We start from the raw sequence: 22,822 nt of genomic DNA, 5'->3' as shown, positions 1-22,822 counted from the left end.
ACCGCACCATGCAAAACCGCGAAGACATCTTCAACCTCCTGCGCAACGCCCTTGTCGAGCTGTTCGAGCTCGACCCGGCCAGCATCAGCCTGGAGTCCCACCTGTACCAGGATCTGGAAATCGATAGCATCGATGCCATCGACCTGATCGATCACATCAAGCGCCAGACCGGCAAGAAGATCACCGCCGAGGACTTCAAGTCGGTGCGCACCGTCAATGACGTGGTCGAAGCGGTCTTCCGCCTGGTCAACACCGCAGCATGAAACGCCTGTTCGGCCTCGCTCTGGTCATCGCCGGGGTGCTTTATCCCTTCGCCGTGTACTTCGGCCTGGCCCGGTTCGCACCCTGGCAGTTCGCCTTGCTGCTAGCTGCCCTTTGGCTGGCCCGCGCCGTGGGCACGGCGCGCAGGCCAGGCGACCTGGGGATGACCGCCGTGGCCCTGGCGTTCTGCGCTGTGCTGGCCTTGAGTGACAGCGCGCAGTTGCTGCGCTGGTACCCGGTACTGGTCAATGCGTTCATGTTGGCCCTGTTCGCCTCGAGCCTGAAGTACGGCCCGCCCGTCGTCGAGCGCATGGCACGCCTGCGCGAGCCTGACCTGCCGCCTGCGGCCGTCGCCTATACGCGGCGCGTGACGCAGGTTTGGAGTCTGTTTTTCGTGATCAATGGCGTGATCGCCGCCGGGCTCACACTATGGGCGCCACTGACCTGGTGGACGCTGTACAACGGCCTGATCGCGTACCTGGCGATGGGCGTGCTGTTCGCTGCCGAATGGCTGACACGACACCATGTGCGAGGACGTTCATGAACTGGATCGATCCCGAGCACCTGTTGCGCCCACTGACGACCGCGCGCCCAGTGACCCTGGAGCCGCCCCTGGACCACGAAGGGCTGCGAAATGCCGCCCTGGGCCTGGCCGCGGCCCTGCAGCAGCGGGGCGTGCGCCGTCTGGCGGTGCATCTGGAAGACGCCGCCGACCTGGCCATCGCGCTATTGGGTGCCTGGCGCGCAGGCGTCCAGGTCCTGCTGCCCGCCGACCTGCAGCCCCAGACCCGGCTGCGCTGGAACGACCAGGTCGACCTGTGGCTCACTGATCAGCCTGGCGACCTCGACCTGGCGTCGCTGCATACTTCCCCGCTGGCGCCGGTCGACCTCGATCCGGACCAATGCCGCATCGGCCTGTGCACTTCGGGCTCGAGCGGCGAACCCAAGCTCATCGGCAAGACCCTGCGCCAGCTGGCCAACGAGGTACGCGCCCTAGAGCAGCAATGGGGCACCGCGTTGGGCGACGCCTGGATCATCGGCAGTGTCGCCTCGCAGCACATCTATGGGCTGCTGTTCCGCGTGCTCTGGCCGCTGTGCGCCGGGCGCGGCTTCCTGCGGCGTCAGGTGCCGTTCCCTGAAGACCTGCAACGCGCCAGCCTGGCCCAGCCAGCCTTTGCCTGGGTCGCCAGCCCCGCCCTGCTCAAGCGCATGGGCGACAATCTGGACTGGACGGCCCTGGCCAAGGTGCGCTGCGTGTTCTCATCGGGCGGCGAACTGCCCGGCGATGCCGCGCAGCGCTTGCAGCAGCGCCTGGGGCAATGGCCGGTGGAAATCCTCGGCAGCTCCGAGACAGGCGGCATCGCCTGGCGCCAAGGGGAGCAGCGCTGGTCGCCCTTCGCAGGCGTGGTCTTGAGCCTGTCGGCCGAGGGTGCCCTGTGCGTGAGCTCGCCCTACCTGCCCGAGGGGCACGTGGAACACACCGCCGATGCAGCGCACATCGAGGCCGACGGACGCGTACGCCTGCTCGGGCGGCTGGACCGGATCGTCAAGCTCGAAGAGAAACGCATCGCCCTGCCCAGGCTGGAGCAAGCCCTGTGCACCCATGCCTGGGTCAGCGAGGCGCGTTTGGGCATGGTCGAGCAAGGCCGTGCCTTCCTCGGCGTCTTGCTGGTACTCACCCCTCTGGGGCTGCACCAATTGCGCAACCATGGGCGGCGTGCCCTGATCGAGGCGCTACGCGAGCACCTGGCCCAGCACTGCGAAGCCGTGGCCCTGCCCCGGCGCTGGCGCCTGGTGCGCCAACTGCCGCTCAATGCCCAGGGCAAGCTGCCCCAGGCGCAGATCCAGGCCCTGCTGGCAGCGCCCAGGAGTAATGCGCCGGAGGTCCTCGATACCCTGCAGGACGCCCATCAGTTGCGCGTGAAACTGGCAGTACCAGCGGATCTGGCCTGCTTCACCGGCCACTTTCCAAGCACCCCTATTCTGCCGGGTGTGGTGCAGATCGACTGGGCCATGGACCTCGCCGCGCCGCTGATTCCCAGCGGGCATCGGTTTGCCGGCATGGAAGTGCTGAAGTTCCAGCAATTGGTCCGCCCCGGAGACGAGATCGAGCTGACGCTTCGTTTCGACGCCGAGCGCGGCAAGCTCTATTTCACCTACACCAACGGCGAGCAGGCCTGTTCCAGTGGCCGCATCCTCCTGGAGCACGCCGGTGCATAATCCCTGTGCGGTCATTCCGGTGTACAACCATGAGCGCGCCGTGCCCACGGTGGTCGCCGAGTTGTTGCGTGCAGGGCTGCCCTGCATTCTTGTGGACGATGCCAGTCACCCTGGTTGTGCCCAGGTGCTGCGCGAGTTGGCGCAGCAGCCGCAAACATTCCTCGTTCGCCTGGACCTGAACCAGGGCAAGGGCGGCGCGGTGATGACCGGCTTGCGCGAGGCCGCGCGGCTGGGGTTCAGCCATGCCCTGCAAGTGGACGCCGATGGCCAGCACGACCTGACAGCGGTCGGGGACTTCCTGGCGCTGTCGCGTGCCCAGCCCCAGGCGCTGGTGTGCGGTTATCCACAGTACGACGCCAGTGTCCCGAAGGGCCGGCTCTACGCCCGCTACCTGACCCACGTGTGGGTCTGGATCAACACCTTGTCCCTGGCCATTCCGGACTCCATGTGCGGCTTTCGTGTCTATCCCCTGCCGCCGACCCTGGCGCTGATCGACTCGGTGCGCCTGGGCCGGCGCATGGATTTCGACACCGAAATCCTGGTGCGCCTGTCGTGGCGTGGGCAACCGATGCGCTGGCTGCCGACCCGGGTGCACTACCCCGCCGACGGCGTCTCGCATTTTCGTCTGCTCCATGACAACGTTCTGATTTCGCGCATGCACGCCAGATTGTGTGTTGGCATGCTCCTGCGTGCGCCGATGATCCTCTGGCGCAGGTGGCGTCGATGAGCGACCGATCGCAGCATTGGGCGGCGCAACGTGAACGCGGCAGTTTCTGGTTGATGAAACTCACCGCCGTGCTGGCGCGCCTGCTCGGTCGTCGTCTGCTCAGCCCCTTGATCCATGCCATCGTGCTGTACTTCTTCCTGTTCGGTCGCAAGGCCCGGCGCAGTGCCTGGCAATATCAGCAGCGTTTGTGGCAATGCAGTGGTGGCCGAACTCCGCCGCCCAATCACTGGCGAGTGTTTCGCCAGTTCATGGCCTTTGCAGAAGCCCTATTGGACAAACTCGATGCCTGGAACGGCAGGCTGCGCCTGGAAGACATCGAGATCCGCGACACCAGCGAACTGCGCCAGCAACTGCGCGGCGCACGTGGACAATTGCTGGTGGGCGCGCACCTGGGCAACCTGGAGGTGTGCCGAGCCCTTGCCGAACTGGGAGAGCAGGTGCGCATGAACGTGCTGGTGCACACCCGCCACGCCGAACGCTTCAACCGTCTGCTCGGCGAGGCCGGCGCCAGCCACCTGCGGCTGATCCAGGTCAGCGAGCTGGACCCGGCGATCATGCTGCAGCTCTCCGAGCGCCTGGAGCGCGGCGAATGGCTCGCAATTGCCGGCGACCGCATCCCCTTGCATGGCGCCCGTACGGTCGAGGTGGACTTCCTCGGCTATCCGGCGGCCTTTCCCCAGGGCCCTTGGCTGCTGGCCGGCCTTTTGAAGTGTCCCGTCAACCTGCTGTTTTGTCTCAAGCAGGACGGGCGCTACCGGATCACCCTGGAGCCCTTTGCCGAGCAACTGCACTGGCGCCGCGAGCAGCGCCAGCAGGTGATCGCCCAATGGGCCGGTCGCTATGCCGCCCGCCTGGGCCATTATTGCCAGCAGGCGCCGGACCAATGGTTCAACTTCTACCCTTTCTGGAGCGACGATGACGACGCATCCGCATGAGTCCGTGACCTTCGGCGAAGCGCCGTTGGCCATCGAGGACATCCTTGCCCTCAGCCAACGCCACGCCCGCCCCTTGCTGCAGGCCGACGCCGAGTACCGGGAGCGCATCGCCCGCGGCGCACGTTTTCTCGATACTCTGCTGCACAAGGAAGGGGTGATCTACGGCGTCACCACCGGTTACGGCGACTCCTGCGTGGTGGCCGTGCCCCTGGAGCACGTCGAGGCCCTGCCGCGCCACCTGTACACCTTCCATGGCTGCGGCCTGGGACAGTTGCTCGATGCGCCCGCCACCCGTGCGGTGCTGGCGGCGCGTCTGCGCTCGCTGAGCCATGGCATGTCTGGCGTGCGCCTGGAGCTGCTGGAGCGCCTGCGCGATTTTCTCGCCCACGACATCCTGCCGCTGATTCCCGAAGAAGGCTCGGTGGGCGCCAGCGGCGATCTGACGCCGCTCTCCTACGTCGCCGCCGCGCTCTCGGGCGAGCGTGACGTGATGTACCAGGGCGTGCGCCGCAGCAGCGCGGACGTGCACCGCGAACTGGGCTGGCAGCCACTGGTGCTACGCCCCAAGGAAGCCCTGGCGCTGATGAACGGTACCGCCGTGATGACTGGTCTGGCTTGCCTGGCCTATGCCCGTGCCGACTATCTGCTGCATCTGGCAACGCGCATCACTGCGCTGAACGTCATCGCCCTGCAAGGCAACCCCGAGCACTTCGACGAACGCCTGTTCGCCGCCAAGCCGCACCCAGGCCAGAACCAAGTCGCGGCCTGGCTGCGCCAGGACCTGGCCCTCGACGCCCCAGCCGCCCCCCTGCACCGCCTGCAGGACCGCTATTCGCTGCGTTGCGCGCCGCATGTGCTGGGCGTTCTGGCCGACAGCCTGGGCTGGCTGCGCAGCTTCATCGAGACCGAACTCAACAGTGCCAACGACAACCCCATCATCGATGGCGATGCCGAGCGGGTGCTGCACGGCGGGCATTTCTATGGCGGGCACATCGCCTTTGCCATGGACAGCCTCAAGACCCTGGTGGCCAACGTCGCCGACCTACTCGACCGCCAGCTCGCCCTGCTGGTGGACACCCGCTACAACCATGGCCTGCCCAGCAACCTCTCCGGGGCCCAGGCCGACCGGGCCATGCTCAACCATGGTTTCAAAGCCGTGCAGATCGGCGCCAGCGCCTGGACCGCCGAGGCGCTCAAGCAAACGATGCCGGCCAGCGTGTTCTCGCGCTCCACCGAATGCCACAATCAGGACAAAGTCAGCATGGGCACCATCGCCGCCCGGGACGCGCTGCGCGTTCTGCAACTGACCGAACAGGTCGCCGCCGCTACCTTGCTGGCCGCTAACCAGGGCGTCTGGCTGCGCGGCCGCCAAGCCGTTACCGCCCCGCTGCCGCCTGCCCTTGCGCAGATGCACCAGGCGTTGCTGGCGGACTTCGCCCCGGTCATCGAAGACCGCGCCCTGGAACACGAACTGCGGCTGTGCCTGACGCGCATCGGCGAACGCCATTGGAGGCTGCATGCGTAACCCCGGCGTGTTCCATGTCGACAGTGAGATCGTCGTGCCCTTCTTCGACGTGGACAGCATGCACGTGGTCTGGCACGGCCATTACGTGAAATACCTCGAAGTCGCCCGCTGCGCGCTGCTCGAACGCCTCGGGCAAGACTATCGGCGCATGCAGGCCAGCGGCTACATGTGGCCGGTGATCGACTTGCAGTTGCGCTATATCCGTGGCGCCACCTTCGGCCAACGCCTGAAGGTCCGCGCCAGTCTGGTGGAATGGGAAAGCCGCCTGAAAATCCACTACCTGATCAGCGACGCAGACACCGGTGAACGCATGACCCGCGCCAGCACCGTACAGGTCGCGGTGCACATCGAGAGCGGCGAAATGCAGTTGGCCTCGCCCCAGGTGATGCTCGATGCCGTAGCCAAGGTGCTGCCATGAACCGCTTGCACCGCTTGCTGGCGGTATTGCTGATGCTGCTTTCAAGCCCGATGGCGATGGCCTTCGACCTGGCCGACTTGCAAAAGCAGTTGAGCGCGCCAGCGGTGGTCAGCGGCAACTTCGTGCAGGAGAAACACCTGCGTGCCCTGGCGCAACCGCTGACGAGCCAGGGCCGCTTCGTCCTGGCACGCGACCATGGCTTGCTCTGGCTATTGCGCACCCCGCTGCGTCAGGACTACCGCATCGACGCAAGCGGCATCGCCCGTCGTGATCCGGGTGGCTGGCAACCGCTGCCCAGCCAGAGCGCCGGAGCACAGCAGAACCGTTTGTTCTTCGCGGTCCTGCAAGGCGACAGCAGCGGCCTGCAACGGGACTTCGAGCTGAGCCTGAGCGGTGACGCCGAGCATTGGCAACTGCGCCTGACGCCGCGCTCGATGTTGCTCAAGCAGATCTTCACCCGCATCGATATCACCGGCGGGCGATTCGTCGAACGCATCGTGCTGGCCGAAACCCAGGGCGACAGCACGGTCCTGCGCATGCAGGACAGCCGCGGTGCCAGCGCCTTGAGCGACTCGGAGCGTCGTGACTTTGCCGATTGAACGCCTGTTGCCGCGCCTGTTTCTCGCCCTGTTGCTGGCCATGCTCGCGCTCGCGGCCTGGCAGTGGCACCGCGGTGCGCCCCTGTCCTCCGACCTGATGACCCTGGTGCCTGGCGCGCCCCAGGACCCGCTGGTGCAACGCGCCGAACAACGCATGCAGGCGCCGCTGAACCGCGAAATGCTGGTGCTGGTTGGCCACCCTGATCGCCAGCAAGCCCTTGCCCTGGCCGAGGGCCTGGCCACCCGGTGGCAGGCCAGCGGCCTGTTCGAGAAGGTGCAGTGGAACCTGCACACCGACCTGCAGGCGGTGCGTGCGCAGCTCCTGCGAGGCCGCCTGGCGATGCTCTCGGCCGCTGACCGGCAGCAACTGGCCGAACAGCCCGACGCCTTCATCGAGCAACGCGTCCAGAGCCTGGTCGACCCCTTTGCGGGCTTGAGCCTGGTCTCGAGCCAGGACGACTGGCTGGGCCTGAGCGGACGCATCCAGGCCAGCCAGCCCAGGCCCGCCAATGTCCAGCTCGACACCGCCAGCGGCGCGCTGGTGGCCGAAGCGGACGGCAAGCATTGGGTGCTGCTGCGCGCGGGCACCGTGGGCAACGCCTTCGACCTGAACTTGCCCTTGCAAGTAGAGGCGTTGCTCGCCCAGGCCCGTCGGCAGGCCGACCAGGCAGGCGCCCAGCTGCTGGCGGCCAGCGGCCTGCTGCACGCCGCCGCCGGTCAACGCCAGGCCAGCCGGGAGATCACCTGGGTGGGCGGCGGGGCAACCGTGGGCATTTTCCTGCTGCTGTTGCTGGCCCTGCGGCGCTGGCGCGCGCTGCTGGCGTTCGTACCGGTGGCGGTCGGCATGCTGTTCGGCTCGGTGGCCTGCGTCGCGCTGTTCGGCCAGATGCACGTGATGACCCTGGTGCTCGGGGCCAGCCTGATCGGCGTGGCGGTGGACTACCCGCTGCACTACCTGTCCAAGGGCTGGAGCTTGCGCCCCTGGCACAGCTGGACGGCGCTGCGCCTGACCTTGCCCGGCATGACCTTGAGCCTTGCGACCAGTTGCATCGGCTACCTGGCCCTGGCCTTCACGCCGTTCCCGGCATTGACCCAGATCGCGGCGTTTTCCGCCGCAGGCTTGCTGGGTGCCTACCTGTGCGCCGTCTGCCTATTGCCTGCGCTGTTGCAGCACATGGACCTGCGTCCTTCCCCCTGGCCGCTGCGCGTGGCCCAGGCCCTGACCGACCTGCGCGAGCGCCTGCTGCGCAAAGTGCCCAGCGTCATGCTGCTCGGTCTGTTGCTGGTGTTCTGTGTGGCCGGGTTGTGGCAGTTGCAAAGCCGCAACGACATCCGCCAGTGGATCAGCGCCCCACCGCAACTGCTCGAACAGGCCCAGGCCGTGGCGCGCATCACTGGCTACCAGCCGACCAGCCAGTTCTTCCTGGTGCGTGCCGATAACCAGAGCCAATTGCTCGACCGCTTGCAGACGCTGAGCGGCAAGCTCGATGAGTTGGTCGACCTGGGCAAGCTCAAGGGCTACCTGTCCCTTAGCCAGTTGGTGACCAGCCCAGCGACGCAGCAGCAAGTGCGCAACGCCCTGCTGCAGTTGCCTGGGCATTGGCAGCCATTGCTGGCCCTTGGTGTGCCCGAGCAGGCCTTGCAGACGGAGATCGCTCAACTGCAGACATTGGCACCGCTGTCGATCGACGAGGCCCTGCAGGGACCGCTGGGCGAAGCCTGGCGCCCCTTGTGGCTGGGCCAGGACGGCCAGGGCGTGGCGGCGATCGTCAGCCTGCAAGGCCACGCAGATGTCTCGCTGTTGCGCCTTCAGGCCCAGGACCTGCCCGGCGTACACTTGGTCGATCGCCTAGGCGAGCTCAACCAGCTGTTCACCGCCACTCAGGTCAGTGCCGCCGAACTCAAGTTGCTGTCGTGCGCGTTGATAGGGATGGTGCTGATGCTGCCGTTCGGCCTGCGCAGCGCCCTGCGCATCGTCGCCCTGCCGCTGCTCGCGGCGTTGTGCAGCCTGGCGAGTCTTGGTTGGCTGGGACAACCGCTGACCCTGTTCAGCCTGTTTGGCCTGCTGCTGGTGACCGCCATCGGCGTGGACTATGCAATCCTGATGCATGAGCGCGTCGGCGGCAGTGCCGTCAGCCTGCTGGGTACCTTGCTGGCAGCACTCACCACGTGGCTGTCGTTCGGTTTGCTGGCGCTTTCCAGCACCCCGGCAGTGAGTAATTTCGGCATGGCCGTGAGCCTGGGCCTGGTGTTCAGTTTTCTCCTGGCGCCCTGGGCCGGCGCCAACGATGGAGGGCCTCGGCAACCATGAAACATCTGTGGATTCTGCTGGCCTGCCTGCTGCTCGGCGCCTGCACCGGTCGAGCCCCCCTGCCTGAGCGGCTGCCGGAGTTGCAGTTGCCTCGTCAGTTGCATGTACAACGCGAACAGGATGGCCAGCGCCAGGACTGGCTGCTGGTGATCCAGCGAGAGGAGGGCCGCTTGCGCTGGTCGTTGCTCGATCTGATGGGCATTCCCCAGGCGCGCCAACTGTTCGACGGCCGTCAATGGCACGCAGACGGTCTGCTGCCCCCCAACCCGGCTGCCCGCGAACTGTTCGCCGCCGTGCTCTTCGCGCTTACCCCAGAGGCCCAACTGAGGCAGCTCTATCCCGGTGCCCTCCAGCGCGGACAGCAGCGTTCGCTACAGACGCGTTGGCAGGTGGACTACCAAGACCCGGATGATTTCACCTTGAACCTCGGCCAGGGCCTGCGTTATCTAGTCACCCCCTTGCCCAGCGAGAACACGCCATGACCGCCTTCCTCGACGCCCTGGGCCTGGTCTGCGCCCTCGGCCACGGCCAAGCCCAGGTTGCCCGCGCACTGTTTGCCGGCGACTGCGGCGGCATGCAGCCGCAAGAGGGTTGGGTAGCCGGACGCCGTCTGCCCGTCGGGGCCGTGCCAGGCCCTCTGCCCGAGCTGCCATTGCCCGGTCACCAAAGCCGTAACAACCAATTGCTCTATAGCGCGGCACTGCAAATCGAGCCTGCCATTCGCCACGCCATCGAACGCCACGGCCCACAGCGCGTGGGCGTGGTGCTGGGCACCAGCACTTCGGGGATCGCCGAAGGCAGCGACGGCGTCGCGCAGTACGTGCGCACCGGCCGCTTCCCGGATAGCTACGACTACGCTCAACAAGCCCTCGGCGCACCGGCCACATTCCTGGCCGCATGGCTGCAACTGTCAGGCCCGGCCTATGTGTTGTCGACCGCATGCACCTCCAGTGCCCGAGCGTTGCTCAGTGCCCGCCGCCTGCTCGACCTGGGTCTGTGCGATGCCGTGCTGTGCGGAGGCGTGGATACCTTGTGTGGCCTGACGCTCAACGGCTTCAGCGCGCTGGAGGCCGTCAGCGCCGAGCGCTGCAATCCCTTCTCGGCCAACCGCGACGGTATCAACATCGGCGAGGGCGCAGCCCTGTTTCTCATGACCCGCCAACGCGCAGGCGACGGGCCAGGCATCGCCCTGCTCGGCGCAGGCGCAAGCTGCGATGCGTTTCATATCTCAGCACCAGAGCCCACCGGCAAGGGCGCCTTGCAGGCCATGGGCAAAGCACTGGACAATGCCGGCCTAACGCCTGCACAGATCGACTACCTGAACCTGCACGGCACCGCCACCGTCCACAACGACGCCATGGAGAGCCTCGCCGTGCACGGTCTGTTCGGCGATCGCGTGCCCTGCTCCTCCAGCAAGCCCATGACCGGCCATACCCTGGGGGCCGCCGGCGCCTTGGAAGCGGCGTTCTGTTGGCTTGCCCTGAGCCGGCACAACCCAGAGGGCCTGTTGCCGCCTCATGTCTGGGATGGCCAGCGCGACCCCCGGTTGCCGGCCCTGAACCTGGTCGATGGCAGCCAACGCCTGCCTCCGCAGGGGCCGCGCCGCCTGATGAGCAACTCGTTCGCCTTCGGTGGCAACAATGTCAGCCTGATTCTCGGAGACGCCCCATGAACACCTGGCCACTGGCCGAACTGCTGCCGCATGCCGCAGATATGATCCTCATCGACCGCATCGACAGCTGCGACGACGAACAGATCCATACCCGTGCAACGGTCCGCCCGGGCGGTCAGTTCAACCGCGCCGACGGCAGCCTGCCCGCCTGGCTGGGCCTGGAGCTGATGGCCCAGAGCGTGGCCGCCTATGCTGGGTACCAGGCTCGCCGCGCCGGGCGTGCGGTGGAAATGGGCTTTCTGTTGGGTACCCGTCGCTTCGAATGCGATGTGGCGCAGTTCCCGGCCGGCGCCGAGCTGCGCATCCATGCCCTGCGATCGCTTGAAGACGAGAGCGGCATGGGCGTGTTCGAATGTCACCTGCGCGGTGAGGGTATCCATGCCAGCGCGCGCCTGAACGTCTACCGTCCGCCCCAGGCCACTGGCTACCTGGCCGAAGCGGCACCCGAGGAAAAACCCCATGACTGACACCATCCTGGTCACCGGCTCCAGCCGCGGTATCGGCCGCGCCATTGCCCTGCGCCTGGCACGCGCAGGCTTCGACCTGGTGCTGCATTGCCGCAGCGGCCGCGACGCGGCCGAGGCGGTCGCCGAACAGGTGCGTGGGCTGGGGCGTCAGGCGCGGATCCTGCAGTTCGACGTCGCCGACCGGGCGGCCTGCGCCCGCATCCTGGGCGAGGACGTCGAAGCTCACGGGGCCTACTATGGAGTGGTGTGCAATGCCGGACTGACCCGCGATGGCGCATTCCCTGCGTTGAGTGAAGACGACTGGGACCAGGTCATGCGGACCAACCTGGACGGCTTCTACAACGTCCTGCACCCGCTCATGATGCCCATGATCCGCCGTCGCGCACCTGGTCGCATCGTCTGCATCACTTCAGTATCCGGCCTGATCGGCAACCGCGGCCAGGTCAACTACAGCGCCTCCAAGGCGGGCGTGATCGGTGCCGCCAAGGCTCTGGCCATCGAGCTGGGCAAGCGCCGCATCACGGTCAACTGCGTGGCCCCGGGGCTGATCGACACCGACATGCTCGATGAACAGGTACCGGTCGATGAACTGCTCAAGATGATTCCTGCCCAACGTATGGGGACCCCGGAGGAAGTGGCCGGCGCGGTCAATTTCCTGATGTCGGACGAAGCGGCCTACATCACCCGCCAGGTACTGGCCGTCAACGGAGGGCTATGCTGATGCGTCGCGTTGTGGTCACCGGCATGGCCGGCATCACTGCCCTGGGCAGCGACTGGGACAGCATTGCCCGGCAATTCGCCGCCAATCGCAGTGGTATCCGGCGCATGGACGAGTGGGACCGCTTCGAAGAACTCAACACTCGCCTGGCCGGCCCTGTGGATGACTTCCAAGTGCCAGGGCACTGGACACGCAAGCAACTGCGCAGCATGGGACGCGTGTCAAGGCTGGCGGTCGCCGCAGCCGAACGCGCCCTGGCCGATGCCGGGCTGCTGGACGACCCGAGCATCCGCGATGGACGCATGGGCGTGGCTTGCGGGTCATCGATCGGCAGCACCGAAGAGATCAAGGCCTTCGGCAACATGTTGCTCAATTCAAAGGCCGACGGGCTCAATGCCAACTCCTACGTGCGCATGATGCCGCACACCACAGCCGCCAACATCAGCATTTTCTTCGGGCTGACCGGGCGCCTGATCCCGACATCCAGCGCCTGCACCAGCGGCAGCCAGGGTATCGGTTATGCCTATGAAGCAATCAAGTTCGGGCGCCTGCCGCTGATGCTGGCCGGCGGTGCCGAGGAGCTGTGCCCCAGCGAGGCGATGGTGTTCGATGCCCTGTACGCGACCAGCCTTAAGAATGACACCCCCACCCTGACGCCGCGCCCCTATGACCGCGCACGCGATGGGCTGGTGGTGGGTGAAGGCGCCGGCATGCTGGTACTGGAAGAGCTGGAGCATGCATTGGCCCGGGGCGCGCATATCCACGCCGAGATCGTAGGGTTTGGCAGCAACGCCGACGGCCAGCACATCACCCGCCCGGAGCAGGTGACCATGCGTCGGGCGATGGAACTGGCGCTCGAAGATGCCGGCCTGCCCGTCGAGGCCATTGGCTACGTCAACGGCCATGGCACTGCCACCGAACAAGGCGACATCGCCGAGACCCTGGCCACCCACGCGCTGTTCGGCCCGCGCATGCCGATCAGTTCCCAGAAAAGCTTCCTTGGCCACACCTTGGGCGCCTGCGGCGCGCTTGAGTCCTGGTTCAGCATCGAGATGATGAATCGCGACCAGTACGTGCACACCCTGAACCTCGATGACATCGACCCTCGCTGCGCCGAGCTGGATTACCTGCGCGGGGGCATGCGCGCCATGAGCCATGAGCATGTGATGAACAACAACTTTGCCTTCGGCGGCGTGAACACCTCGTTGATCTTCCGGCGCTGGCGCTGAGGCTTGCACGGATTCCTCGGGGAGCGGGTTTACCCGCGCAGACCGCATTCATCCTCAATCCAGTACCTGCTGCGTCAACAACTCGGCAAAGGCACGGGCCATGGCCGATCCGCCGAGCTGGCGCTGGACAAGCCATACCGCCGTGATCGCGCCCTCGTCCAGCAATGTGCGATAGACCACCCCGTCGATGCGCATGCGCTGGAACGACGCCGGCAATACCGACACCCCCAACCCCGCCGACACCAACCCGATGATGGTCATCGCCTCCCCTGCCTCCTGGGCAAAATGCGGGCTGAACCCAGCCTGGCGCGCCAGGCTCAGTAACTGCGCATGCAGGCCACTGCCGTAGCTACGCGGAAAGAACACGAAGGGCTCATGGGCCAAGGCTTCCATATACAGCCCCTGCTCATTGCCCTGGGCCAGCGGATGAGAGGCATTGATCACCGCCACCAGCGGCTCGCTGAACAACTCGGTGGCGACCAACCCCTCCGGCAAGGGCATCGGCCGCATCAGGCCGACTTCGATGGACTCGTCGAACACCGCCTCGGCCACATCCCGACTGCTCATCTCCCGAAGGCTCAGGTGTACCGCCGGAAACCGCTGGCGGAACGCATGCAATGCTTTGGGGATTTTTGACGTGAAGGGGGCCGATGAGGTGAAGCCGATCTTCATTTCGCCCAACTCGCCCAACTGCGCCCGCCGGGCGACATCGGCAGCCTTCTCCACCTGCGCCAGGACCTGACGCGCCTCTTCGAGAAACAAGCGCCCGGCCTCGCTCAGTTCCACCCGCCGATTGGTGCGCTCGAACAGGCGCGCGCCAAGCTCCTGCTCCAGGGCCTGGATCTGCTGACTCAAAGGTGGCTGGGAAATCCCCAGTTGCTGGGCCGCGCGTCCAAAATGCAGTTCTTCAGCCACGGCGATGAAATACCGCAAATGGCGCAGTTCCATGAAGCCTCCGAATCAGTCGCAGAACCTATTAAAGAGGTCGAACAATATATTGGATCTAATCATTAGCCAGCTATATGCTTTTTTCCATCGCAACGCCGGCCCCGCGCCCCGAGGTACCCTGCCGTGAAATCCGCCGTCGCCCCGCTATCCCTTGAGCCTGACCCCGTCCTGAACGACGCCTGGATAGAGAAAGGCACCCCCGCCTTCATGAAGACCGTACTGGCCTTGTTCAGCGGCGGCTTTGCCACCTTTGCCTTGCTCTACTGCGTGCAGCCGATGATGCCGTTGTTGTCGCGGGAGTTTTCCATCAATGCGGCGCAAAGCAGTCTGGTGCTCTCGGTCTCCACCGCCACACTGGCCTTCGGCTTGCTGGTCACAGGGCCAATCTCGGACCGCATCGGGCGCAAGCCGGTCATGGTCTTCGCCCTGCTGTGCGCGGCGCTTGCGACGCTGGCCAGCGCAGTGATGCCTAGCTGGGAGCTGGTGCTCGCTACCCGCGCCTTGGTCGGCCTGTCACTGAGCGGCCTGGCGGCCGTGGCGATGACCTACCTGAGCGAAGAGATCCACCCGCAACACATCGGTCTGGCCATGGGCCTGTACATCGGCGGCAATGCCATTGGCGGCATGAGCGGTCGGTTGATCACGGGCGTGCTGATCGACTTCGTCAGCTGGCACACGGCAATGCTGGCCATCGGCGGCTTGGCGTTGATGGCGGCGCTGGTGTTCTGGAAGGTATTGCCCGAGTCGCGTAACTTCCGCTCCCAGCCGCTGAATCCGCGCAGCCTGTTGGATGGCTTCGTCATGCACTTCAAGGACGCCGGGCTGCCTTGGCTGTTCCTCGAAGCCTTCCTGCTGATGGGTGCATTCGTCACGCTGTTCAACTACATCGGCTATCGCCTGCTGGCCGAGCCCTACCACATGAACCAAGCCTTGGTCGGCCTGCTCTCGGTGGTGTACCTCTCAGGTATCTACAGCTCCGCGCAGGTCGGCGCCCTGGCCGACAGGTTGGGTCGGCGCAAGGTGTTCTGGGCGAGTATCGTGGTGATGGCCGCGGGGCTGCTGATGACCCTGACCAGCCCGCTGGTGATCGTGATCCTGGGCATGCTGGTGTTCACCTTCGGCTTTTTCGGCGCCCACTCGGTGGCCAGCAGCTGGATAGGACGCCGGGCGCTCAAGGCCAAGGGCCAGGCTTCGTCGCTGTACCTGTTCAGCTACTACGCAGGTTCGAGCATCGCCGGCACCGCCGGTGGCGTGTTCTGGCACCAGGCCGGCTGGAACGGCATCGGCCTGTTCATCGGCAGCCTGTTGGTCGTGGCGTTGCTGGTGGCCCTGCATTTGAGCCGGTTGCCTTCCAAGACCCCTGCCTGAAACCGCGCAAACCGGCTCCAGCGCCAATTCGACCCTGGCCTGGAGCTGTTCGGCCTTGCGACGACTGCAAGGCAGCCGCTGGCACACCTGCATCAGCAGATGCAGGCGGCCATACTCGAACTCAAGCGTGGTATTGCGCCGACAGCTCGTGCACGGCGTTGATGAACGCACCGGCGTGTTCCGGGTCGACTTCAGGCGTAATGCCATGGCCCAGGTTGAACACATGACCGCTGCCATGGCCATAGCTTGCCAGGATCCGCGCCACTTCCTTGCGGATGGCTTCGGGCTTGGCATACAGCACAGTCGGGTCCATGTTGCCCTGCAGAGCGACCTTGTCACCGACCCGGCGACGGGCATCGCCGATCTCGCAGGTCCAGTCCAGGCCCAAGGCGTCGGCGCCGGCCTCGGCGATGCTTTCCAGCCACAGGCCGCCGTTTTTGGTGAACAGGATAACGGGCACCTTGCGCCCTTCGTGCTCGCGGATCAGGCCGCTGACGATCTTGCGCATGTAGGCCAGGGAGAATTCCTGGTAGGCCGCCGCCGACAGGTTGCCGCCCCAGGTGTCGAAGATCTGCACGGCCTGGGCGCCGGCCTGGATCTGGCCGTTGAGATAGCTGGTGACCGACTGGGCGAGCTTGTCCAGCAGCAGATGCAGGGCCTGGGGATTGTCGTAGAGCATGGCTTTGGTCTTGCGGAAGTCCTTGGACGAACCGCCTTCGACCATGTAGGTGGCCAAGGTCCAAGGGCTGCCGGAGAAGCCGATCAGCGGTACGCGGCCGTTGAGCTCACGGCGGATGGTGCTGACGGCATCCATCACGTAGCCAAGGTCTTTGTGCGGATCTGGGATCGGCAGCGCTTCGATGTCGGCCGGGGTGCTGATGACCTTCTTGAAGCGAGGGCCTTCGCCGGTCTCGAAGTACAGGCCTTGGCCCATGGCATCGGGGATGGTGAGGATGTCCGAGAAGAGGATCGCCGCGTCCAGCGGGTAGCGGTCCAGCGGCTGCAAGGTGACCTCGCAGGCGAACTGCGGGTTCATGCACAGGCTCATGAAGTCCCCCGCTTTGGCGCGGCTGGCGCGGTACTCCGGGAGGTAGCGACCGGCCTGGCGCATCATCCAGACCGGGGTGACGTCTACGGGTTGCTTGAGCAGTGCACGCAGGAAACGATCGTTCTTCAGGGCAGTCATGTCGGCATCCAGCAAAAAAGTGCGGGCATTTTCTCAGACGCCGACACAAAAGGCACGGCCAAGGCCATGCGTTTTGTCTATTGAGTGCCGTAGATCAAGCATTTTTGTATACAAAAATGCTTCCGGGGCGGCCTTTCGTCGCCCAGGTCCACACATCTCACACCCTTATCGAGACCTTGCTGTACCTGTGGGAGCGGCTTTGGCCGAGATAGGGCTGCAAAGCAGCCCCACTGACGGATCAGACGCCGAGATAGTCAAGAATGCCTTCAGCTGCAGTGCGGCCTTCGAAGATCGCCGTCACCACCAGATCCGAACCGCGCACCATGTCGCCACCGGCGAACACTTTCGGGTTGCTGGTCTGGTGTTTGAACTTGGCCTTCTCCGGTGCCACCACGCGGCCCTGGCTGTCGGTCTGGATGTCGAACTGCTCGAACCACGGCGCCGGGCTCGGACGGAAGCCGAACGCGATCACGACGGCATCGGCCGGCAAGATTTCCTCGGAGCCTGGAATCGGCTCAGGGCTACGACGGCCACGGGCATCCGGCTCGCCAAGACGGGTCTCGACCACCTTCACGCCTTCGACTTTGTCCTCGCCGACGATGGCGATGGGCTGACGGTTATAGAGGAACTTCACGCCCTCTTCCTTGGCGTTCTTCACCTCGCGGCGCGAACCCGGCATGTTGGCCTCGTCGCGGCGATAGGCGCAGGTCACCGATTTGGCACCTTGGCGGATCGAGGTGCGGTTGCAGTCCATCGCGGTGTCGCCACCGCCAAGCACCACCACCTTCTTGCCCTGCATGTCGACAAAGTCTTCCGGCGACTTCTCGAAGCCCAGGTTGCGATTGACGTTGGCGATCAGGAAGTCCAGCGCGTCATGCACGCCCGGCAGGTCCTCGCCTGGGAAACCGCCCTTCATGTAGGTGTAGGTACCCATGCCCATGAACACTGCATCGTATTCGGCGAGCAGTTGTTCCATGGTGATGTCCTTGCCCACCTCGGTGTTCAGGCGGAACTCGATGCCCATGCCGGTGAAGACTTCGCGGCGATTGCTCAGCACGGTCTTTTCCAGCTTGAACTCGGGGATACCGAAGGTCAGCAGGCCACCGATTTCAGGGTTGCGGTCGAACACCACCGGAGTCACGCCCGCACGCACCAGCACGTCGGCGCAGCCCAGGCCCGCCGGGCCTGCACCGATGACTGCGACACGCTTGCCAGTCGGTTTGACCTTGGACATGTCCGGGCGCCAGCCCATGGCGAAGGCAGTGTCGGTGATGTACTTCTCCACTGAGCCGATGGTCACCGCGCCGAAGCCGTCGTTGAGGGTGCAGGCACCCTCGCACAGGCGGTCCTGCGGGCACACACGACCGCACACTTCAGGCAGGGTGTTGGTCTGGTGCGACAGCTCCGCCGCCGCCAGGATATTGCCTTCGGAGACCAGCTTCAGCCAGTTGGGGATGAAGTTGTGCACCGGGCACTTCCACTCGCAATACGGGTTGCCGCAACCCAGGCAACGGTGTGCCTGTTCGACCGACTGCTGGGGCTTGAAGGGTTCGTAGATCTCCACGAACTCCTTCTTGCGCTGGCGCAGCAGTTTTTTCTTAGGGTCCTTACGGCCCACTTCGATGAACTGGAAGTCGTTGTTCAGACGTTCAGCCATTTTTCAAAACCTCTTAACAGCAGCTGCAAGCTAAGCGCTGCAAGCCGCAAGACGATCACTTAAGCCGGGCGAACCTCGAACCGCTTCAACTTGCAGTTCGAGGCTCGCCACTTGCAGCTGCTTTTACTGCGGGTTGGCACGGGTGCTGGACAACAGTTGCTTGAGGTTGGCGGCCTTGGGCTTGACCAACCAGAAGCGACGCACGTAGTCGTCCAGGTTCTCCGAGAGCTCGCGCCCCCACTCGCTGCCGGTCTCTTCCACGTATTCGCCAAGGACCCGCGCCAGATGGCTGCGGTAGGCCTCCATCGCCTCACCACTGATGCGCTGGATTTCCACCAGCTCGTGGTTGAGTTTGTCGACGAAGGTGTTGTCCATGTCGAGCACGTAGGCGAAGCCGCCAGTCATGCCAGAACCGAAGTTGTAACCGGTCTTGCCCAGGACGCAGACAAAGCCGCCGGTCATGTATTCACAGCAGTGATCGCCGGTACCCTCGACCACAGCGTGGGCGCCGGAGTTACGCACAGCGAAGCGCTCGCCCGCGGTGCCAGCGGCGAACAGCTTGCCGCCAGTGGCGCCATACAGGCAGGTGTTGCCGACGATGGCGCTGTGCTGGGTTTCGAACGGGCTGCCGGCAGGCGGCACGATGGTCAGCTTGCCGCCGGTCATGCCCTTGCCCACGTAGTCGTTGGCATCCCCTTCCAGGTGCAGGTTCAGGCCACCGGCGTTCCACACGCCAAAGCTCTGGCCGGCAGTGCCCTTGAAGCGGAAGGTGATTGGCGCACCGGCCATGCCCTGATTGCCGTGCAGGCGGGCGATCTCGCCGGAGATACGCGCGCCGATGGAACGGTCGCAGTTGCAGATGTCCAGGCTGAATTCGCCACCGGAAAGATCGCGAATCGCCGGCAGGGCCATCTCGACCATTTTCTCGGCCAGCTCGCCTTTGTCGAACGGCGGGTTCTTGTCGACTTCGCAGAACTGCGGCTTGTCGGCCGGAATGTGCGAGCTGCCCAGCAGCGGCGACAGGTCCAGGTACTGCTGGCGCTCGGTATCGCCTGGCAGGATGTCGAGCAGATCGGTACGCCCGATCAGCTCGCCCAGGCTACGCACGCCCAGCTTGGCCAGCCACTCACGGGTTTCCTCGGCGACGAAGGTGAAGAAGTTCACCACCATGTCGACGGTACCGATGTAGTGGTCCTTGCGCAGCTTGTCGTTCTGGGTGGCAACGCCGGTAGCGCAGTTGTTCAAGTGGCAGATACGCAGGTATTTGCAGCCTAGGGCGATCATCGGCGCGGTGCCAAAACCGAAACTCTCGGCGCCAAGGATGGCCGCCTTGATCACGTCCAGGCCAGTCTTCAGGCCACCGTCGGTCTGTACCCGCACCTTGCCACGCAGGTCGTTGCCGCGCAGGGTCTGGTGGGTCTCGGCCAGGCCCAGCTCCCACGGCGCACCTGCGTACTTGATGGAGGTCAGCGGCGAGGCGCCGGTGCCACCGTCGTAGCCGGAGATGGTGATCAGGTCCGCGTAGGCCTTGGCCACGCCAGCGGCGATGGTGCCCACGCCGGCCTCGGCCACCAGCTTGACCGACACCAGCGCCTGCGGATTGACCTGCTTGAGGTCGTAGATCAGCTGGGCCAGGTCTTCGATCGAGTAGATGTCATGGTGCGGAGGAGGCGAAATCAGGGTGACGCCCGGCACGGCATAGCGCAGCCGTGCGATCAGGCCGTTGACCTTGCCGCCAGGCAGCTGGCCGCCCTCGCCGGGCTTGGCGCCCTGGGCCACCTTGATCTGCAGCACTTCGGCGTTGACCAGGTATTCCGGGGTGACGCCGAAGCGGCCGGTGGCCACCTGCTTGATCTTCGAGCTCTTGATGGTGCCGTAGCGGGCCGGGTCTTCGCCGCCCTCGCCAGAGTTGGAGCGCGCGCCCAGGCGGTTCATCGCCTCGGCCAGGGCCTCGTGGGCTTCCGGCGACAGGGCGCCGAGGGAGATGCCCGCGGAGTCGAAGCGCTTGAGGATGTCCTCCAGCGGCTCGACCTGATCCAGCGCCAACGGCTGCTCGGCCAGCTTGACCTTGAGCAGGTCGCGAATCATCGACACCGGACGCTGGTCGACCAGTGTGGTGTATTCCTTGAACTTGGCGTAGTCGCCCTTCTGCACTGCTGCTTGCAGGGTGTTGACCACATCCGGGTTGTAGGCGTGGTACTCGCCGCCGTGGACGAACTTGAGCAGGCCGCCCTGCTGGATCGGCTTGCGCGCGCTCCAGGCTTCGGCCGCCAGCAGCTTCTGGTCGTTCTCAAGGTCCACGAAGCGTGCGCCCTTGATGCGGCTGGCCACGCCCTTGAAGCTCAGGCCGACCACTTCCTCGGCCAGGCCCACGGCTTCGAACAGCTGGGCGCCGCGGTAGGAGGCGATGGTGGAGATGCCCATCTTCGACAGGATCTTCAGCAGGCCTTTGGAGATGCCTTTGCGGTAGTACTTGAACACTTCATCCAGGTCGCCCAGCACCTCGCCGGTGCGGATCAGGTCGGCCAGCACTTCATAGGACAGGTAAGGGTAGACGGCCGAGGCACCGAAGCCCAGCAGCACGGCGAAGTGGTGCGGGTCACGGGCGGTGGCGGTTTCGACCAGGATGTTGCTGTCGCAGCGCAGGCCTTGCTCGGTCAGACGATGGTGTACCGCACCGACCGCCAGGGAGGCATGCACCGGCAGCTTGCCTGGGGCAATGTAGCGGTCGCTCAGCACCAACTGAGTCTTGCCGCTGCGTACGGCTTCCTCGGCCTGGTCGGCGATGTTGCGGATGGCCGCTTCCAGGCCGACGCTCTCTTCATAGTTGAGGTCGATCAGCTGGCGATCGAAGCCTTCGCGCTCCAGGTTCATCAGCGAACGCCACTTGGCAGGCGAGATGACCGGGGAGCTGAGGATTACCCGCGAGGCATGCTCGGGGGATTCCTGGAAGATGTTGCGCTCGGCGCCCAGGCAGATCTCCAAGGACATGACGATCGCCTCGCGCAGCGGGTCGATCGGCGGGTTGGTTACCTGGGCGAACTGCTGGCGGAAGAAGTCGTACGGCGAGCGCACGCGCTGGGACAGCACGGCCATCGGCGTGTCGTCGCCCATCGAGCCGACCGCTTCCTGGCCCTGCTCACCGAGCGGACGCAGCACCTGGTCACGCTCCTCGAAGGTGACCTGGAACATTTTCATGTATTGCTTGAGCTGGTCAGCGTCATAGCTGGCCACGCCTTGGTCGTCGGTCAGGGTCGCCTGGATGCGCAGGGCGTGCTGACGCAGCCAGCGCTTGTAGGGATGGCGCGACTTCAGACGATTGTCGATAGCGTCCGTGTCGAGAATCTGGCCGGTTTCGGTGTCCACGGCGAAGATCTGGCCCGGGCCAACGCGCCCCTTGGCCAGCACATCCTCGGGCTTGTAGTCCCAGACGCCGATTTCCGAGGCCAGGGTGATGTAGCCGTTCTTGGTGGTCACCCAGCGTGCCGGACGCAGGCCGTTGCGGTCCAGCAGGCAGACCGCGTGGCGGCCCTCGGTCATGACGATACCGGCCGGGCCGTCCCACGGCTCCATGTGCATGGAGTTGTACTCATAGAACGCGCGCAGGTCGGCGTCCATGGTCTCGACGTTCTGCCAGGCTGGCGGTACCAGCATGCGCACGCCGCGGAACAGGTCGATGCCGCCGGTGACCATCAGCTCGAGCATGTTGTCCATGCTCGAGGAGTCCGAACCCACGCGGTTGACCAGCGGGCCGAGCTCTTCGAGGTCGGGGATCAGATCGTTGGCGAACTTGGTGCGACGGGCGATAGCCCAGTTGCGGTTGCCGGTGATGGTGTTGATCTCGCCATTGTGGGCGAGGAAGCGGAAGGGCTGCGCCAGCGGCCACTTCGGCAGGGTGTTGGTGGAGAAGCGCTGGTGGAACACGCAGATCGCGGTTTTCAGGCGCTCATCGCCCAGGTCCGGATAGAAGGCGGAAAGATCCGCCGGCATCATCAGGCCTTTGTAGATGATGGTCTTGTGCGAAAAGCTGCAGATGTAGTGGTCGGCGTCGTGGGCATTGGCCACGGACGAGCGACGACGGGCACTGAACAGCTTGATGGCGAACTCCTGGTCGCTCAGGCCTTCGCCGCCGATGAAGACCTGCTCGATCTGCGGCAGGCGCTCCAGGGCCAGGCGGCCAAGCACGCTGGTGTCGATCGGGACTTTGCGCCAGCCGACCAGCTTCAGGCCAGCATTGATGATCTCGCGATCCATGTTGGCGCGGGCCGCTTCGGCCTTCACCGGGTCCTGATTGAAGAACACCATGCCGACGGCGTACTGCTTGGGCAGCTCGACGGCGAAGTGTTCCTGGGCCACGGCACGCAGGAATTGATCGGGCTTCTGCATGAGCAGACCGCAACCGTCGCCGGTCTTGCCGTCGGCGTTGATTCCGCCGCGGTGGGTCATGCAGGTCAGCGCCTGCATGGCGGTTTGCAGAAGATGGTGGCTCGCCTCGCCCGTCATATGGGCGATCAGGCCGAAACCACAGTTGTCCTTGAATTCTTCGGGATGGTACAGACCTGTTTTCATAGACACTTTCTC

The 22,822-nt window shown here is 65.1% G+C and carries 19 protein-coding genes; 15 read left to right on the top strand and 4 right to left on the bottom strand.

Annotated elements, in window-relative coordinates:
- The first annotated feature begins 8 nt into the window (after nucleotides 1-8).
- Genes AB1N67_RS01760 through AB1N67_RS01695 form a run of 14 tightly spaced genes read left to right on the top strand, consistent with a single transcriptional unit; the run spans nucleotide 9 to nucleotide 13,082 of the window.
- Nucleotides 9-263 carry an acyl carrier protein gene (locus AB1N67_RS01760; RefSeq protein ID WP_070091934.1) on the top strand — a complete coding sequence of 85 codons (255 nt, stop codon included), beginning with the start codon at nucleotides 9-11 and terminating at the stop codon, nucleotides 261-263.
- The gene (locus AB1N67_RS01755; RefSeq protein WP_090343318.1) at nucleotides 260-805 is read left to right on the top strand and encodes a hypothetical protein; all 546 of its coding nucleotides are present in this window, start codon (nucleotides 260-262) and stop codon (nucleotides 803-805) included. The genes AB1N67_RS01760 and AB1N67_RS01755 overlap by 4 nt, the downstream gene beginning before the upstream one ends.
- Entirely contained in the window at nucleotides 802-2,481 is a 1,680-nt protein-coding gene (locus tag AB1N67_RS01750; RefSeq protein WP_367863490.1) for an AMP-binding protein, read from the top strand. Before AB1N67_RS01755 ends, AB1N67_RS01750 begins: the two co-directional genes overlap by 4 nt.
- The gene (locus AB1N67_RS01745) at nucleotides 2,474-3,208 is read left to right on the top strand and encodes a glycosyltransferase family 2 protein (protein ID WP_090343324.1); all 735 of its coding nucleotides are present in this window, start codon (nucleotides 2,474-2,476) and stop codon (nucleotides 3,206-3,208) included. Before AB1N67_RS01750 ends, AB1N67_RS01745 begins: the two co-directional genes overlap by 8 nt.
- A complete protein-coding gene (locus AB1N67_RS01740) occupies nucleotides 3,205-4,143 on the top strand; it encodes a glycosyl transferase (protein WP_102081442.1) in 939 nt (312 codons plus the stop codon). Before AB1N67_RS01745 ends, AB1N67_RS01740 begins: the two co-directional genes overlap by 4 nt.
- Nucleotides 4,124-5,668 (top strand): histidine ammonia-lyase, encoded by a 1,545-nt coding sequence (hutH, locus tag AB1N67_RS01735; RefSeq protein WP_182817006.1) that lies wholly within the window; start codon nucleotides 4,124-4,126, stop codon nucleotides 5,666-5,668. Before AB1N67_RS01740 ends, hutH begins: the two co-directional genes overlap by 20 nt.
- Nucleotides 5,661-6,086 (top strand): thioesterase family protein, encoded by a 426-nt coding sequence (locus AB1N67_RS01730; RefSeq protein WP_043208556.1) that lies wholly within the window; start codon nucleotides 5,661-5,663, stop codon nucleotides 6,084-6,086. Before hutH ends, AB1N67_RS01730 begins: the two co-directional genes overlap by 8 nt.
- Nucleotides 6,083-6,685, top strand: a complete 603-nt coding sequence (locus AB1N67_RS01725; protein WP_043208558.1) for an outer membrane lipoprotein carrier protein LolA — start codon at nucleotides 6,083-6,085, stop codon at nucleotides 6,683-6,685. The genes AB1N67_RS01730 and AB1N67_RS01725 overlap by 4 nt, the downstream gene beginning before the upstream one ends.
- Complete coding sequence (locus tag AB1N67_RS01720) at nucleotides 6,675-8,996, top strand: MMPL family transporter (protein ID WP_336202487.1); 2,322 nt, start codon at nucleotides 6,675-6,677, stop codon at nucleotides 8,994-8,996. Before AB1N67_RS01725 ends, AB1N67_RS01720 begins: the two co-directional genes overlap by 11 nt.
- A complete protein-coding gene (locus AB1N67_RS01715; RefSeq protein WP_102081439.1) occupies nucleotides 8,993-9,478 on the top strand; it encodes a DUF3261 domain-containing protein in 486 nt (161 codons plus the stop codon). Before AB1N67_RS01720 ends, AB1N67_RS01715 begins: the two co-directional genes overlap by 4 nt.
- Complete coding sequence (locus AB1N67_RS01710) at nucleotides 9,475-10,668, top strand: beta-ketoacyl-[acyl-carrier-protein] synthase family protein (RefSeq protein ID WP_090343337.1); 1,194 nt, start codon at nucleotides 9,475-9,477, stop codon at nucleotides 10,666-10,668. Before AB1N67_RS01715 ends, AB1N67_RS01710 begins: the two co-directional genes overlap by 4 nt.
- The gene (locus AB1N67_RS01705; protein ID WP_367863489.1) at nucleotides 10,665-11,135 is read left to right on the top strand and encodes a hotdog family protein; all 471 of its coding nucleotides are present in this window, start codon (nucleotides 10,665-10,667) and stop codon (nucleotides 11,133-11,135) included. The genes AB1N67_RS01710 and AB1N67_RS01705 overlap by 4 nt, the downstream gene beginning before the upstream one ends.
- Nucleotides 11,128-11,856, top strand: a complete 729-nt coding sequence (fabG, locus tag AB1N67_RS01700; RefSeq protein ID WP_102081438.1) for a 3-oxoacyl-ACP reductase FabG — start codon at nucleotides 11,128-11,130, stop codon at nucleotides 11,854-11,856. The genes AB1N67_RS01705 and fabG overlap by 8 nt, the downstream gene beginning before the upstream one ends.
- Nucleotides 11,856-13,082, top strand: a complete 1,227-nt coding sequence (locus tag AB1N67_RS01695; protein WP_043208697.1) for a beta-ketoacyl-ACP synthase — start codon at nucleotides 11,856-11,858, stop codon at nucleotides 13,080-13,082. The genes fabG and AB1N67_RS01695 overlap by 1 nt, the downstream gene beginning before the upstream one ends.
- Nucleotides 13,083-13,136: 54 nt before the next feature.
- Here the strand turns inward: AB1N67_RS01695 and AB1N67_RS01690 are convergent, their stop codons facing one another.
- A complete protein-coding gene (locus AB1N67_RS01690) occupies nucleotides 13,137-14,030 on the bottom strand; it encodes a LysR family transcriptional regulator (protein ID WP_043208570.1) in 894 nt (297 codons plus the stop codon).
- Between the two features lie 123 nt (nucleotides 14,031-14,153).
- On the opposite strand from AB1N67_RS01690, the gene AB1N67_RS01685 reads away from it, so the two are divergent.
- Nucleotides 14,154-15,398, top strand: coding sequence for an MFS transporter (locus AB1N67_RS01685; RefSeq protein ID WP_102081437.1), 1,245 nt, complete (start codon nucleotides 14,154-14,156; stop codon nucleotides 15,396-15,398).
- Nucleotides 15,399-15,519: 121 nt separating this feature from the next.
- Here AB1N67_RS01685 and hemE read toward each other — a convergent pair whose 3' ends face one another.
- The 3 genes from hemE to gltB form a co-directional block, all read right to left on the bottom strand.
- The gene (gene hemE, locus AB1N67_RS01680; RefSeq protein WP_043208573.1) at nucleotides 15,520-16,584 is read right to left on the bottom strand and encodes a uroporphyrinogen decarboxylase; all 1,065 of its coding nucleotides are present in this window, start codon (nucleotides 16,582-16,584) and stop codon (nucleotides 15,520-15,522) included.
- Nucleotides 16,585-16,822: 238 nt separating this feature from the next.
- The gene (locus AB1N67_RS01675) at nucleotides 16,823-18,241 is read right to left on the bottom strand and encodes an FAD-dependent oxidoreductase (RefSeq protein ID WP_043208574.1); all 1,419 of its coding nucleotides are present in this window, start codon (nucleotides 18,239-18,241) and stop codon (nucleotides 16,823-16,825) included.
- A gap of 123 nt (nucleotides 18,242-18,364) precedes the next feature.
- Entirely contained in the window at nucleotides 18,365-22,810 is a 4,446-nt protein-coding gene (gltB, locus tag AB1N67_RS01670; RefSeq protein ID WP_043208577.1) for a glutamate synthase large subunit, read from the bottom strand.
- Nucleotides 22,811-22,822: the final 12 nt, after the last annotated feature.

Source organism: Pseudomonas guariconensis (assembly GCF_040822035.1).
Lineage (GTDB): Bacteria > Pseudomonadota > Gammaproteobacteria > Pseudomonadales > Pseudomonadaceae > Aquipseudomonas > Aquipseudomonas guariconensis.
Note: the sequence above shows the minus strand (reverse complement) of the source record. Positions and strands in the feature narration are given on the sequence as shown.